Annotated in this window: 14 protein-coding genes; 8 read left to right on the forward strand and 6 right to left on the reverse strand. The window is 69.4% G+C overall.

The genetic code is table 11. The features are described from left to right. Positions 1 to 121 precede the first annotated feature (121 nt). The 3 genes from NON19_RS08475 to NON19_RS08485 all read left to right on the forward strand — a co-directional run bounded on the left by NON19_RS08475 (position 122) and on the right by NON19_RS08485 (position 4850). On the forward strand, positions 122 to 1855 hold the full coding sequence (locus tag NON19_RS08475; protein WP_255926064.1) for an ABC transporter ATP-binding protein: 1734 nt from the start codon (positions 122 to 124) through the stop codon (positions 1853 to 1855). 53 nt (positions 1856 to 1908) lie between these two features. Continuing rightward, the gene (locus NON19_RS08480; protein WP_255926213.1) at positions 1909 to 3819 is read left to right on the forward strand and encodes an ABC transporter ATP-binding protein; all 1911 of its coding nucleotides are present in this window, start codon (positions 1909 to 1911) and stop codon (positions 3817 to 3819) included. A 221-nt stretch (positions 3820 to 4040) separates the two neighbouring features. Continuing rightward, a complete protein-coding gene (locus tag NON19_RS08485; RefSeq protein ID WP_255926065.1) occupies positions 4041 to 4850 on the forward strand; it encodes a putative RNA methyltransferase in 810 nt (269 codons plus the stop codon). On the opposite strand, the gene NON19_RS08490 is transcribed toward NON19_RS08485, so the two are convergent. Beyond that, positions 4841 to 5620, reverse strand: a complete 780-nt coding sequence (locus NON19_RS08490; RefSeq protein WP_255926066.1) for a rhomboid-like protein — start codon at positions 5618 to 5620, stop codon at positions 4841 to 4843. The two genes, NON19_RS08485 and NON19_RS08490, sit on opposite strands and share 10 nt — an antisense overlap. Positions 5621 to 5724: 104 nt before the next feature. Between NON19_RS08490 and NON19_RS08495 the strand changes: the two genes are divergently transcribed. Next, entirely contained in the window at positions 5725 to 6438 is a 714-nt protein-coding gene (locus tag NON19_RS08495) for a FadR/GntR family transcriptional regulator (RefSeq protein WP_255926067.1), read from the forward strand. A gap of 35 nt (positions 6439 to 6473) precedes the next feature. Then, entirely contained in the window at positions 6474 to 7736 is a 1263-nt protein-coding gene (locus NON19_RS08500) for an MFS transporter (protein ID WP_255926068.1), read from the forward strand. Between the two features lie 103 nt (positions 7737 to 7839). Here NON19_RS08500 and NON19_RS08505 read toward each other — a convergent pair whose 3' ends face one another. Both NON19_RS08505 and NON19_RS08510 read right to left on the reverse strand, forming a co-directional pair. Continuing rightward, entirely contained in the window at positions 7840 to 8268 is a 429-nt protein-coding gene (locus tag NON19_RS08505) for a hypothetical protein (protein ID WP_255926069.1), read from the reverse strand. Next, positions 8268 to 8684, reverse strand: a complete 417-nt coding sequence (locus tag NON19_RS08510) for an ATP-binding protein (RefSeq protein ID WP_255926070.1) — start codon at positions 8682 to 8684, stop codon at positions 8268 to 8270. Before NON19_RS08510 ends, NON19_RS08505 begins: the two co-directional genes overlap by 1 nt. Positions 8685 to 8800: 116 nt before the next feature. Between NON19_RS08510 and NON19_RS08515 the strand changes: the two genes are divergently transcribed. The 3 genes from NON19_RS08515 to NON19_RS08525 are packed head-to-tail and all read left to right on the forward strand — an operon-like array spanning position 8801 to position 10707. Beyond that, complete coding sequence (locus tag NON19_RS08515) at positions 8801 to 9616, forward strand: helix-turn-helix domain-containing protein (RefSeq protein ID WP_255926071.1); 816 nt, start codon at positions 8801 to 8803, stop codon at positions 9614 to 9616. Continuing rightward, a complete protein-coding gene (locus tag NON19_RS08520) occupies positions 9613 to 9858 on the forward strand; it encodes a DUF397 domain-containing protein (protein ID WP_255926072.1) in 246 nt (81 codons plus the stop codon). Before NON19_RS08515 ends, NON19_RS08520 begins: the two co-directional genes overlap by 4 nt. A 33-nt stretch (positions 9859 to 9891) precedes the next feature. Beyond that, entirely contained in the window at positions 9892 to 10707 is an 816-nt protein-coding gene (locus NON19_RS08525; RefSeq protein ID WP_255926073.1) for a DUF72 domain-containing protein, read from the forward strand. A gap of 208 nt (positions 10708 to 10915) precedes the next feature. Here NON19_RS08525 and NON19_RS08530 read toward each other — a convergent pair whose 3' ends face one another. The 3 genes from NON19_RS08530 to NON19_RS08540 form a co-directional block, all read right to left on the reverse strand. After that, entirely contained in the window at positions 10916 to 11644 is a 729-nt protein-coding gene (locus tag NON19_RS08530) for a Mut7-C RNAse domain-containing protein (RefSeq protein WP_255926074.1), read from the reverse strand. A gap of 114 nt (positions 11645 to 11758) precedes the next feature. Continuing rightward, on the reverse strand, positions 11759 to 12550 hold the full coding sequence (locus NON19_RS08535; protein ID WP_255926075.1) for an aminotransferase class IV: 792 nt from the start codon (positions 12548 to 12550) through the stop codon (positions 11759 to 11761). A 16-nt stretch (positions 12551 to 12566) separates the two neighbouring features. Further along, entirely contained in the window at positions 12567 to 13286 is a 720-nt protein-coding gene (locus NON19_RS08540; RefSeq protein WP_255926214.1) for an ABC transporter permease subunit, read from the reverse strand. Between the last annotated feature and the right edge of the window lie 11 nt (positions 13287 to 13297).

Genomic DNA, 13297 nt, shown 5'->3' on the forward strand with positions numbered 1-13297 from the left:
CTTGGCTGGTCCGGGCCCGCACGCCCCTCATTGCAGTATTCCCGAAACCCGTGCGCGACATGGTCCGGGCTCCCGGAAATACGTGCGCATCCGGACGCCCGGTTCACGTACTCTGCGCGATGTGCTGGTCCGACTTATGCGGGCTTACCTCAAGCCCTACACCAAACCCATAGCGCTGATCGTGCTTCTCCAGCTGGTCCAAACGCTGGCGACGCTGTACCTGCCGACGCTCAACGCCGACATCATCGACAAGGGCGTCGTCAAAGGTGATACCGGTTACATTTTCCGCACCGGCGGTTTCATGATCGCCGTAACCCTGCTCCAGATCATTTGCGCGATCGGAGCTGTCTACTTCGGCGCACGCACCTCCATGGCCCTCGGCCGGGACGTGCGGGGCGCGGTGTTCGACCGGGTGCAGTCCTTCTCGGCCCGCGAGGTCGGGCGGTTCGGCGCGCCCTCGCTGATCACCCGCACGACCAACGACGTCCAGCAGGTCCAGATGCTGACCCTGATGACGTTCACCCTGATGGTCTCAGCACCCATCATGTGCGTCGGCGGCATCCTGATGGCGCTCAACCAGGACGTACCGCTGTCCGGGTTGCTCCTGGTCATCGTGCCCGTGCTGGGCATCATCGTCTCCCTGCTGGTGCGCAGGCTGCGGCCGCTGTTCCGCGGCATGCAAGAGCGCATCGACACCGTCAACCGCATTCTGCGCGAGCAGATCACCGGCATCCGGGTGATCCGCGCCTTCGTCCGCGACACCCACGAGCGCCAGCGGTTCGAGACGGCCAACGACGACCTGATGGCCGTCTCGCTGCGCACCGGTCGCCTGATGTCGATGATGTTCCCGGCGGTCATGTTCGTGGTGAACGCCTCCAGCGTGGCCGTGCTGTGGTTCGGCGGCCACCGCATCGACAGCGGCGGCATGCAGGTGGGCGCGCTGACCGCGTTCCTCAGCTATCTGATGCAGATCCTGATGAGCGTCATGATGGCCACGTTCATGTTCATGATGATCCCGCGCGCCGAGGTGTGCGCGGAGCGCATCCAGGAAGTGCTCGACACCGAGACCAGCGTGGTGCCGCCGGTGACGCCCATCTCGTCGGTCACCCGGCACGGCCAACTGGAGCTGCGCGGCGTGGAGTTCCGCTACCCCGGCGCCGAGGAGCCGGTGCTCAAGGACATCGATCTGATCGCGCTGCCCGGTGAGACCACCGCCATCATCGGTTCCACCGGAAGCGGCAAGTCCACCCTGCTCGGCCTGGTGCCCCGGCTGTTCGACGCGACCGCCGGTTCGGTACTGGTGGACGGGGAGGACGTACGGGAGCTGGATCCGGCCACGATGGCCGAACTGATCAGCCTGGTGCCGCAGAAGCCGTACCTGTTCAGCGGCACGGTCGCCTCCAACCTGCGCTACGGCAAGCCCGATGCGACCGACGAGGAGCTGTGGCGCGCGCTGGAGATCGCGCAGGCCCGCGACTTCGTCGAGCGCATGCCCGAAGGCCTTGACGCGCCTATCGCACAGGGCGGCGGCAACGTCTCCGGCGGCCAGCGGCAACGCCTCGCGATCGCCCGGGCGTTGGTCCGGCGCCCCGAGATCTACCTCTTCGACGACTCCTTCTCCGCCCTGGACTACGCGACCGACGCCCGGCTGCGCGCCGCGCTCGCTCGCGAGACCCGGGATGCCACCGTGGTCATCGTCGCGCAGCGGGTCAGCACCATCCGCGACGCCGACCGCATCGTGGTCCTGGACGAGGGCCGCATCGTCGGCACCGGCACCCACACGGAACTGATGGACGGCAACGAGACCTACCGGGAGATCGTGCTCTCCCAGCTCACCGAGCAGGAGGCGGCGTGAGTACTCCCCCCGCCCGCAGAGGTCCGGCCCCCGCGGCCGGACCGGCGCGTTGGATGGGCGCCCAACCCACCGAGAAGTCCATGGACTTCAAGGGATCGAGCAAACGGCTCCTCGGCATGCTGCGCCCCGAGCGCGGCATCATCATGCTCGCCCTGGCGCTCGGCGTCTTCAGCGTCGGGCTGTCCGTGCTCGGTCCCAGGATCCTCGGCCAGGCCACCGACCTGATCTTCGCGGGCGTCATCGGCCGCCAACTGCCGCCCGGCACCACCCAGGCGCAGGCCGTGGCCGCCATGCGCGCCCACGGCCAGGGCAAGATCGCCGATATCGTCGCCTCGATGCACAACGTGCACCCGGGCCACGGCATCGACTTCGGCGCGGTCGGCGTCGTTTTGCTGTGGGTGCTGCTGATCTACGTGGCCGCCGCGCTGTGCGGCTTCGGCCAGGCCCGGATCGCCACCTATGTGGTGCAGCGGTCCGTCTACCGGCTGCGCCAGCAGGTGGAGGACAAGCTCAGCCGACTGCCGCTCAGCTACTTCGACAAGCAGCAGCGCGGTGAGGTGCTCTCCCGCGCCACCAACGACATCGACAACATCGCGCAGACGCTCCAGCAGACGCTCAGCCAGATCGTGGCGTCCGTGCTGACCATCGTCGGCGTGCTGGTCATGATGTTCTGGATCTCGTGGCTGCTCGCCCTGGTCGCGCTGCTCACCGTGCCGTTGTCGGTGTTCGTCGCCACCCGGGTCGGCAAGCGCGCCCAGCCGCAGTTCGTCGCCCAGTGGAAGTCGACGGGCAAGCTGAACGCGCACATCGAGGAGATGTACACCGGCCACTCCCTGGTGAAGGTCTTCGGCCGTCAGAAGGAGTCCGCCGAGATCTTCGAGGAGCACAACGAGGCGCTGTTCCAGGCGGGTTTCAAGGCCCAGTTCATCTCCGGGACCATCCAGCCCGCGATGATGTTCATCGGCAACCTGCAGTACGTGCTGATCGCCGTCATCGGCGGTCTGCGGGTCGCCTCCGGCACCCTGTCCATCGGTGACGTGCAGGCGTTCGTCCAGTACTCGCGCCAGTTCAGCCAGCCGCTGACCCAGGTGGCCAGCATGGCCAACCTGGTGCAGTCCGGTGTCGCCTCCGCCGAGCGGGTCTTCGACCTCCTCGACGCCGACGAGCAGGAGGCGGACCCGGCCCAGCCGCTGCGTCCTGAACAGGTGACCGGCAAGGTGGAGTTCGAGGGCGTGCGCTTCCAGTACGACCCGGAGAAGCCGCTCATCGAGGACCTGTCGCTGTCCGTCAGCCCCGGCCAGACGGTGGCCATCGTCGGGCCGACGGGCGCGGGCAAGACCACGCTGGTCAACCTGCTGATGCGGTTCTACGAGGTGACCGGCGGCCGGATCACCCTGGACGGGGTGGACATCGCCGGTATGTCCCGCGAGGAACTGCGCGCCAACATCGGCATGGTTCTCCAGGACACCTGGCTGTTCGGCGGAACGATCGCCGACAACATCGCGTACGGATGTGAGGGCGCCACCCGCGAGCAGATCATCGAGGCGGCCAAGGCGACCCACGTCGACCGCTTCGTCCGCACCCTGCCCGACGGTTACGACACGGTCCTGGACGACGAGGGCTCCAACGTCTCCGCGGGCGAGAAGCAGCTGATCACCATCGCCCGGGCGTTCCTCGCCGAACCGGCGATCCTGGTACTGGACGAGGCGACCAGCTCGGTCGACACCCGCACCGAGGTGCTGATACAGCACGCGATGGCCCAACTCCGCTCCGGCCGCACGAGTTTCGTCATCGCCCACCGCCTCTCCACCATCCGCGACGCCGACGTGATCCTGGTGATGGAGTCCGGCCACATCGTTGAACAGGGCACCCACGAGGAACTCCTGGCATCCGGCGGCGCGTACGCCCGCCTGTACGCCGCCCAGTTCGCGGAACCGATCACGGAAGCAGCAGAGCCCGTCTGAGCAGGCGGGGGGTTCGGGGGCGCGACCCCCGAACCCCCCGCCCCCGGCAGACAGCGAGATAGCGCCCCAAAGGGGCGCGGGGAACCGCGCGACCAGCCACAACGGCGTCGCAGACGATCGACAACACATCGCCCCCTCCCAGCGGAGCGCTTAGCACCTCCCACGAAGGATCCCGGCGGCCCAAACGCACCCCAACCAGCCCACGCGCTAGCGTGACCCGCATGCCCGGCTTCGCCCTCCTGACCTGCCCCCTCTGCGGGCAAAACCTCACTTCGCGCGAGGGCGCCCTCAGGTGCCCCGAAGCGCACACCTACGACGTGGCCCGCCAGGGTTACGTCAACCTCCTGTCGGGCGGAGCCCAGACCGGAACCGCCGACACCGCCGAAATGGTCCGCGCCCGAGCCGACTTCCTGGCCGCGGGCCACTACGCACCGCTGGCCGAAGCGATCGCGCGCACCGCCGCGCGACTCTCCCCACAGGCGATCCTGGACGCCGGAACCGGCACCGGCTACTACCTGGCCGCCGTCCTCGACGCACTCCCCACCGCCATCGGCCTGGGCCTGGACCTGTCCAAGTACGCCCTGCGCCGCGCCGCCCGCGCCCACGAGCGGGCCGCCGCGGCGGTATGGGACGTATGGCAGCCGCTCCCCGTCCGCTCGGCGGCCGTCGACCTCGTGCTGAACGTGTTCGCCCCACGCAACGCCCCCGAGTTCGCCCGCGTACTGCGACCGGACGGCGCACTGCTGGTCGTCACCCCGACCCCCGCGCACCTCCGCGAACTCCGCGCGAAAGCAGGCACCTTGGAGGTCGACGCCGCAAAGGAGGAGCGGCTGGACCGCACCCTGTCCGGCCACTTCGAGCTGGCCCACACCGAACTGCTGGAGTACCCGCTCACCCTCAGCGCCGCCGAGGCGACCAACGCCGTGGCGATGGGCCCCTCAGCCCACCACGCCCCCCGCGCCCTGGAAGGCGACCAACAGGTGACCGCCTCGTTCCGCCTCTCTCTGTACCGCCCAGCACCTCAACCCTGAGACCGCACGGCCAACGGCCCGCCCCCGGGCCCGACCCGCAGCCACGTCCGCGACCCACCGCCAGACGGCGGCCCCCCGGTGCCGCCGGGCGGCCGACGCCTCCCCGGCCGCGCCGCGGGCGTCAACGCGTAGCACGCGAACCCCAACAGCAGCGCCGTGAAGTGCCCGAGATCGGTGAACGTGCGCCCGTTGACCACCGACCAGCCGAAGAACCCGGTCACCAGCACCACGTACCCCCACCGCCACGGTCTGGGCACCACATACGCCAGGATCCCGATCACGCCCGCGAGCCCGTAGCTCACCCCGATGTCCACCGTGTGCGCCATGGACTTCGGCAGCCGTTCGTACTGGATGCCGAGCCGCACCGCCTGCTGACTCACCAGCGTCGCGCCCACATGGGCGATCGCCACTGTCGTCAACCACCGCCATGTGCCCAGCCAGCGCTCCGCGGGCGCGTGGATCAGCTCGAAGAACACCCCGTAGATCAGGAAGCCCGAGGGCGACTCGATCCACAGCGCGCTGACGAACAGCACCCGAAGGGGGTGATCCCGCAACTGCACCAGATTGGTGCTGTTGTGGTGCAGCAGGAAGTTGCGCACCCCCGGTGAGACCACCGCGATCACCCCACTGGTCACCGCCAGCATCAGCAGCCAGATGTGTGTGCCCGGCGAATGCCCCACCCACTCCCCGGCGGCGCGCACACCGATCCTGGCCACCTCGCGTGGTGTGACGCGGCGGCCCTTACGGGGCTCATGGTCGGTTGCGGTCACCTTCCACATCATGACGGCTTTCCCTGAGCACAGGCACCGAACGGACTCGCCCTCCGCAATTTGTAGGATGACCGGGTGACCCCTCAACTCCGCCGGAGGACGCCGTGACCCCAGAGCTGCGCGCCGCCGATCGCCGTTCCCTCGTGGACACCGTCGTGGAACAGCTCAGGAACCAGCTCGCCGAACGCGCCTGGCGGGTCGGCGACCGCATCCCCACCGAACACGAGTTGGCCGACCGCCTGGGCGTCGGCCGCAACACCGTGCGCGAGGCGGTCCGCGTCCTGGTGCACGCCGGACTGCTGGAGTCCCGCCAGGGCCAGGGCACCTTCGTCCGGTCCACCGCCGACCCCTCGGCGGTCCTGCGCGGGATGAAACAGGCGAACGTCCGGGACGTACTGGAACTGCGCATCGCCCTGGAGACCGAGGCCGCCCGCCTCGCCGCCACCCGCCGCACCCGCGACGACCTGCGCCGACTGCGCGCCGGGCTGCGCGCACTCCACCAGCACGGCCCCCAACCCGAGGGCGCCGTCCAGGCCGACGACGACATCGACTTCCACCTGGCGGTCGTCGCCGCCGCGCACAACACCGCACTCACCGAGGTCTACGGCTACTTCAGCTCGTCCGTGCGCGAGGCGCTGGTCGCCTCGCTCGGCCAGGACGGCATGCCGCGCCTCGACCTGGAAACCCACACCGCGCTGGTCGACGCCATCGAGTCCGGTGACCCGCAGGCCGCCGAGACCGCGGCCAGGAACCTGTTGATGTCCCCGTTGCGCGCCGTGGAAGCGCTCATTCCACACGACACGGACACCCGGCCCTAGCAACACCTCCCGCGAGGAGACGAAAGGAGCAACGCTTGACCCGCCCCGACACCGACCACCTACTCGTCGACGCCGAGATCGACCTGCGCCCCACCCCAGCCGGTGTCGCCGCACGCCGCGCGCTCCTCGCGCACCCGGTCGTGCTCCTGGTCGGCGTCGTACTCGCCTCCTTGAACATGCGCGCCGCGCTCGCCAGCATGTCCCCGCTGGTGAGTGAGGTCAGCGCGCACTTCGGGCTCTCCTCGACGGCGAGCAGCCTGGTCACCTCGGTGCCCGTGCTCTTCCTCGGCCTCGGCGGCCTCATCGCTCCCGGCCTCGCCCGACGCTTCGGCACCGAACTGGTGCTGTTCTGCGCCCTGGTGCTGCTCGGCATCGGCATCCTGGTGCGCGTCCTGCCCTCCGCCGGGGCGCTCTATGGCGGCGGCCTGCTCGCCGGTACCGCGATAGCCCTGCTCAACGTCCTTATGCCGGGCCTGATCAAGCGCGACTTCCCGGACCGCGCCGCCTCGATGACCTCCGTCTACACCGGCGCGATGATCACCGGTGCCACGCTCGCCGCCGCGACCTCCGTGCCGCTGGAGAAGGCGTTCGGCGGCAGTTGGCAGGCGTCGTTGGCCACCTGGTCGCTGCTCGCGGGCGTCGCCGCCCTCGCCTGGCTGCCGCAGGTGATCATCGCGCGCGGCCGAACCGGCCGTGAGTCCAGGGCCGTTGCGGCACCTGGGTCCGGCAGCAGCGTGTGGCGCAACGCGCTCGCCTGGCAGGTCACCGGGTTCATGGCGCTGCAGTCGCTGTGGACGTACGTACTGATCGCCTGGCTTCCGACGATCCTCACCGACCACGGAATGAGCCGTTCCACGGCCGGTGCCGTCTTCGCCTTCAACACCCTCGTCCAACTCGCGGGCGCCTTCGGGGTACCGCTGCTCGCGGGCCGGATGAGCAGCCAGCGCCTGCTGGTCGTCCTGGTCACCGGCCTGGTCGGCGCCGGGTACGCGGGCCTGCTGGCCGCGCCCGCCGCGTACGCCTGGCTGTGGGCCGCACTGCTCGGCGTCGGCCAGGGCGGCGGCATCGGCCTGGCGCTCGCCCTGATCGTGCTGCGCGCGGGCGACGCCCACACCGCCGCACGCCTCTCGGGCATGTCCCAGACGGTCGGCTACCTGGTGGCCGCGGCGGGCCCCTTCGCGGCGGGCGCCCTGTACCAGGCGACGGGCAACTGGACGGCACCACTGGTCGTCATGCTCGGCGTCTGCCTGACGGCTCTACTGGTCGGCCTGGCAGCCGCACGGCGCCGCACGATCTAAGCCGCACGACTAAAGGTTGTGGACAGTCGCTCCGCAGGGCGGAGGGGCACCTCCCAGCGGTAGCTGGGGGAGGGGTGGGCACAACCGGCCCGCACCGGCTCCATCACCGCACCCGGGCCGCCCCCAACCGCAGACGGCCCCCAAGCGTGCTCACCCCCAGATACTCCTCAACCCGCTCCCGAGGCGAGCACCGCGCCAAAGGATCCAGCCCCACAAGCAAAAGCACCGGCCCCCCGCCTCCCACGAACGCCGACCACCGCTCCCCCACCTCCACCTGCACCCGGTGCGCGCAACCGTCCAGTTGGACCACCGCCCGCCCCGGCCCCACCAACGTCACCCGCGCCCCCGTGTCCGGCACCCGGGTACACGGCGGCACCAGCCCCAACGCCTTCGCGAGCCCGGTCAACTCCCGCTCCACCGCCCTCGCGTCAGGATGCGCCAGCAGCAGGAACGCGACCGGCCCCGCACTGGTGCGCTCCAACCACGCCCAGGACGCCAGCGAGTTGACGAACCCGGGCGTGGGCGTCGCCATCACGCGCCCTCCCGCAACAGCACCCACACCTGCTTGCCGCCGCCCTCGACCGGCGAAGTCCCCCACAGGTCCGCGGTGTTCGCGACGATAAACATCCCCCGGCCACTTTCCCCGAGCCAGTTCTCCCCCTCCACCACCACCGGCAGCACGCTCGACTGATCGCGCACGGCCGCCCGTACCCCCTCCGGCATGTTCTCCAGAACGAGCTCGCACTCCGACGGGTTCACATGGCGGTGCACGTTGGCCAGTATTTCCGTCACACAGACCACGGCCGAGTCGATCAGCCCAGTTCGTCCCCACAGCCGCAGATAGGCGCTGACAATCCGCCGTACGGCGCCGAACTGGGCGGGTTCCGCGCGGAGTTGAAGTCGGCACAGGCCCGACGTCGTCACGATGGGTGGAGATTCCAGCGTCATACCTTCCACGTTCCCGGCCCGAAGCTAGCCTGACCAGGCAGGAACGGATCGCACACCAAAGTGTGCGTTCCGTAATCATGTGCTGTGGTGAGAGCGTGACACCGGGGAGGCGTGAGGTGGCGGCCAAGGACGAAGGCTCCGACAGCATGCGCATGTTCGGCGCGATCAGCAAGGCGCTGCGCACGGCGGCCGGAATCAGCCAGGAGGCGCTGGGGGAGCACGTCGGCTACTCCAAGTCCCTTGTTCAGGGCGTGGAGAGCGGCACGAGAATGCCGAGCCAGCGGTATGTGGAGCTGGCGGATCCGTTCCTAGATGCCAACGGGACGCTGCTGGCCGCTGCGGCGCATCTGTCGCGGGAGCGGTTCCCGTCGTGGTTCATCGATTACTTGGAGGCGGAGAAGACCGCCCTCAGCCTGTGGGTTTACGACACGCAGGTGATCAACGGCCTGCTCCAGACCGAGGAGTACGCGCGAGCAGTCTTCAGCGCTAGGTGCCCGGCTCTAGAGGAAGAGGACATCGAAGCCCGCGTTCAAGCGCGGCTGGAGCGCCAGAGTCTGCTAACCCGCAAGAAGCCGCCGTGCATGATGTCGTTCGTCATGGAGGAGTGGCTGCTTTACCGCCGCATCGGCGGACTGGACGCCCATAGGGGGCAGTTGGAACATTTGTTGGAGCTATCGGAGCGGCGGAACGTCTCCATCCAGATCATGCCGACGGTATGCGAGTCACACGCCGGATTCAACGGCCCCATGCACCTGCTGGAGACACCAGCGCACCAGTGGCTCGTGTACGTGGAAGGCCAGAAGGTAGGCGTGATGATCGATGATCCAGATCAGGTAAGCGAGTTGTACCAGCGATATGCGATGATCCGGAGCCAAGCCCTCGCACCGGGTGACTCCGTGAAGTTGATCGAGAAGCTGCTAGGGGAGCTATGAGCGCCGAACTCACATGGTTTAAGAGCAGCTACAGCGGCGACGAGGGCGGCGCGTGCATAGAGGTGGCCCTGGACTGGCGGAAGTCCAGCCACAGCGGCAGCCAGGGCGGTCAATGTGTCGAGGTCGCAACCTGCCCCAAGGCCATCCACGTCCGGGACTCCAAGGACCCCCAAGGCCCCACCCTCACCTTCACGCCTGACGCGTGGACGTCCTTCCTGGCGGCGGCGCCGCAAATAGGCTGATTCCCGGCACCCAGGCCGGGTATCCATACCTACGTGCCCGTGCACGTAGGTACCTCGGGATGGATGTACCGGGATTGGCGCGAGGTCCTCTACCCGGCAGGGTGCCCGCAACGCCTGTGGCTGGAGGAGTACGCGAAGCGCTTCCTCACCGTCGAGAACAACGGCGCCTTTTACCGGCTGCCGACGGCCGAAACCTTCGCCGAGTGGCGCGACCGTACGCCCGACGGGTTTGTCATGGCCGTGAAGGCCAGCCGCTACCTGACCCACATCAAGCGCTTGCGGGAACCGGAGGAACCGGTGGAGCGTCTGATGTCCCGCGCCGAGGCGCTGGGACCGCGCCTCGGCCCCGTACTGCTTCAGCTACCCCCGACGCTCCGCGCGGACGCGGAGACCCTGGGGTCGCTGGACGCCTGCCTGACCGCGTTCCCGAAGGGCACCCGCGTGGCCGTCGAACCACGCCACGAGTCGTGGTGGACCCCCACCCTCCGCGCTTTGCTGGAGCGCCACCGCGCCGCCCTGTGCTGGGCGGACTGGCGGGCTCGGCCCACCGGACCGCTGTGGCGTACCGCCGACTGGGGCTACGTCCGCTTCCACGTGGGCATCGCCCACCCCTGGCCGCGCTACGGCCGCCAGGCCCTGACCACCTGGGTGCGACGCATCACGGAGACCTGGCCGGACGCGTCCGACGTGTACGCGTACTTCAACAACGACCCGGGCGGCGCGGCCGTACTGGACGCGGAAACCTTCCTCCGCGCCCTATCGCGCACCCAGCAGACAGGTCAGCGCCGCCATGGCCAGCAGCGCAGCCAGGATCACGCCGAAGCGGCCGTTGGCCGTGTACGGGCTTGACGCGGGGCGACGGCGGCCAATAGCGGCCCAGACGAAGCCCGGCGAACCGTCTCCCGTGTGGTGATGGTGGTGGCTGATCCCGCTGTGGTGGTGCCCGCCGAACCCCCCACCGTGGTGGCCGCCCCCACTGAATCCGCCGCCGCCGTGCATGCCGCTCACTCCGTCCGTGATCAGTTCTGGAGCGGAGCACCTGCCCGGTTTCCGGCGGCTAACACATCCAGGACGCGCCAGCTTGCGTGGCGAACGCCACAATCGCGTCCAGCCGCCCGTGGTGCGCACCGTGCCAGTACACCTGCCCGCACTCCCGACACCGGACGAACGCGTCATACGTGCGCCGCGTCCCCGGCTTGAGCAGATGCACCACCGCCTCCTTGCTGACCGGCTCCAGCCCACCGTTGCACCCCATGCACCGCGTCCACGGCGCCAGCGTCGGTGCGAACCGGTCGAGTACATCGGCGAGTTGAGCGTCCGGCCGCGCTCCCCGTACGAACGCCCCGCGCCACAGACTCCGACGGAACAGCAGCCCCCGGTCCTGTGTGAGCAGAACCCTGCGTTCCGCGTTGGCCTGCGCGACCAACGCATCGTCGTCCATGTCGTTGCGGTACGCCGTGTCCAGTCCCACCAGCCGCAACCGCCTTGCCAGCGCGCCCAGATGGACGTCCAGCACGAACCGCGCGTCCTCGGTCCGCTGCGGCCGCGTCACCTCACGCACCCGCACCCGCTCCCCACCCCGCGGCCGGTACGTGTCCGCCACCGCCCGCCCGTCGACCTCCAGCGCGCCGACCTCCGTCAGCGGCACCCCGATCGACTGCACCACATGCCCGAGCGACGACGTCCCGTCCACCACCACCCGCACCCCCGACGCCCCCCGGTTCCGCGCCGCAAGGAAAAACCGCAGGTCATCCGCTACAAAGACCCGCAGCTCAGCACCACTCACCCTTCCAGCCTGCCACGGTGCCCGCCGCCGCGACGGCAGCGCGTTCCCGCCGCCGCGACGAGCAGCCAACGACGCGGTCCGGCGGCGCCGAACCCACCGCGCCCCAGCCGGGGGCTAGATCTCCTGCCACCCGACGGAGTCGTACAGCTCCACCAACCCCCGCATGCGCTCCACGTCGACCGGAAGCTCCACCCCGTCGATCCGCCCCACCGCCACGATCCCCCTGGCGTTGCAGACGAACGCCCCGTCGTAGGAGGCGACTTCCACCAACCGCACAACCGCCCGCCGCGAAGGCGTACCCCGTTCAGCCAGCGCACCCTCGATCAACTGCATGGTGATCCCATGCAGCATCGGCGCCTCCGGCCAGACGATGGTCGGACCGGCGAAGAACCCGATGTTGGCGATCGCTCCTTCCGCCACCACCGCATCGGGACCGACGAGCAACGCATGGTCGAACCCCTCCCGCTGCGCCTGCCGCTCATGATGCTGTTGCCCGAACCCTCCGAGGTGCTTGATGTGCGCCACCGGCCGCAGGTACCGCACCGCCCGCAACCGCTGCGGATGATCCGGATCATCCGCAGGCGGCTTGACCGTGACCAGGACCGACGGCGGCAGACCCACCTCAGGCTGGAACGCGTAGACCCGCACCGACGCGTCCACGACATCCGTCCCAAGGGCGTGCCGCACCAGCTCCCGGACCCGGTCGGCGTCCAACCCGACCCCGAACAGCTCCCGCGAGGCCGCGTCCAGCCTCCGCAGATGCAGCTCCAGGCCCCGGGTCTTCCCGCCGCGCACCTGCATGGCCGTGAAGTGGCCGTACGGGAACGTGGCCAGGAACCCCAACTGCTCAGCGGTGGCCGGGTGTCCGTCAATCTCGATCCGTGAGGTGATCGCCGAGGTCTCCACGCGGGCCAGGGTATTCCTACTCCTCGCCCGCCAGCGTCAGCGCCCGCAGCCTGCGTCCCGCGAACCAGGTCGCCACCAGCGTCACGCCCACCAGCAGGACCACCGCCGTCGGCAGCGCCACGTCGGAGGAGACCGCACCGCCATCCGCCACCTTGGCGGCCAGCGCCAACGCCCACTGCTGAACGCTCAACGTCCGCGCTCCCGGCACCAGATTGCCTATCAGCGACTCCCATACCAGCGCGTACACCAACCCCGCGACCACCGCGTGCCGCGTGACAACGCCCAGCAGCAGGAACACCGCGCTGTACGTGAGCGAGGCCACCGCCGCCGCGACCCCGAAGGCCACCGCGAGGTGCTGGCTGTTGCCGTCGAGTATCAGGCCCGCCAGGAACGTCGGTATGGCGGCGAAGCCCACCGAGACCAGCATGGCGACCAGCAGTTTGGTGAGGATGATCGTCGGCCGCTTCACCGGCTTGGAAAGCAGATAGGCGATCGAGCCGTCATCGATCTCCGGGGCGATCGCGCCGGTACCGGCGATCACCCCGATCAGCGGAACCATGGTGGCCAGCGCGAACCCGGACAGCACCTCGCGTGCCGTGGAGTCATCGGCGCCGGTCAGCGCCCGCACCGCGGCGGAGATGACGAGCAGCAGCAGCGGCAGCGCGAACAGGATCGCCGCGCGGCGCCTGCCGAGCAGCGCCCGGTAGGTCAGCCTGGCGACGGTCGGGTGGTACACCGTGGACATGT

Origin of the sequence: Streptantibioticus rubrisoli, assembly GCF_024436055.1 — a bacterium.
GTDB lineage: Bacteria > Actinomycetota > Actinomycetes > Streptomycetales > Streptomycetaceae > Streptantibioticus_A > Streptantibioticus_A rubrisoli.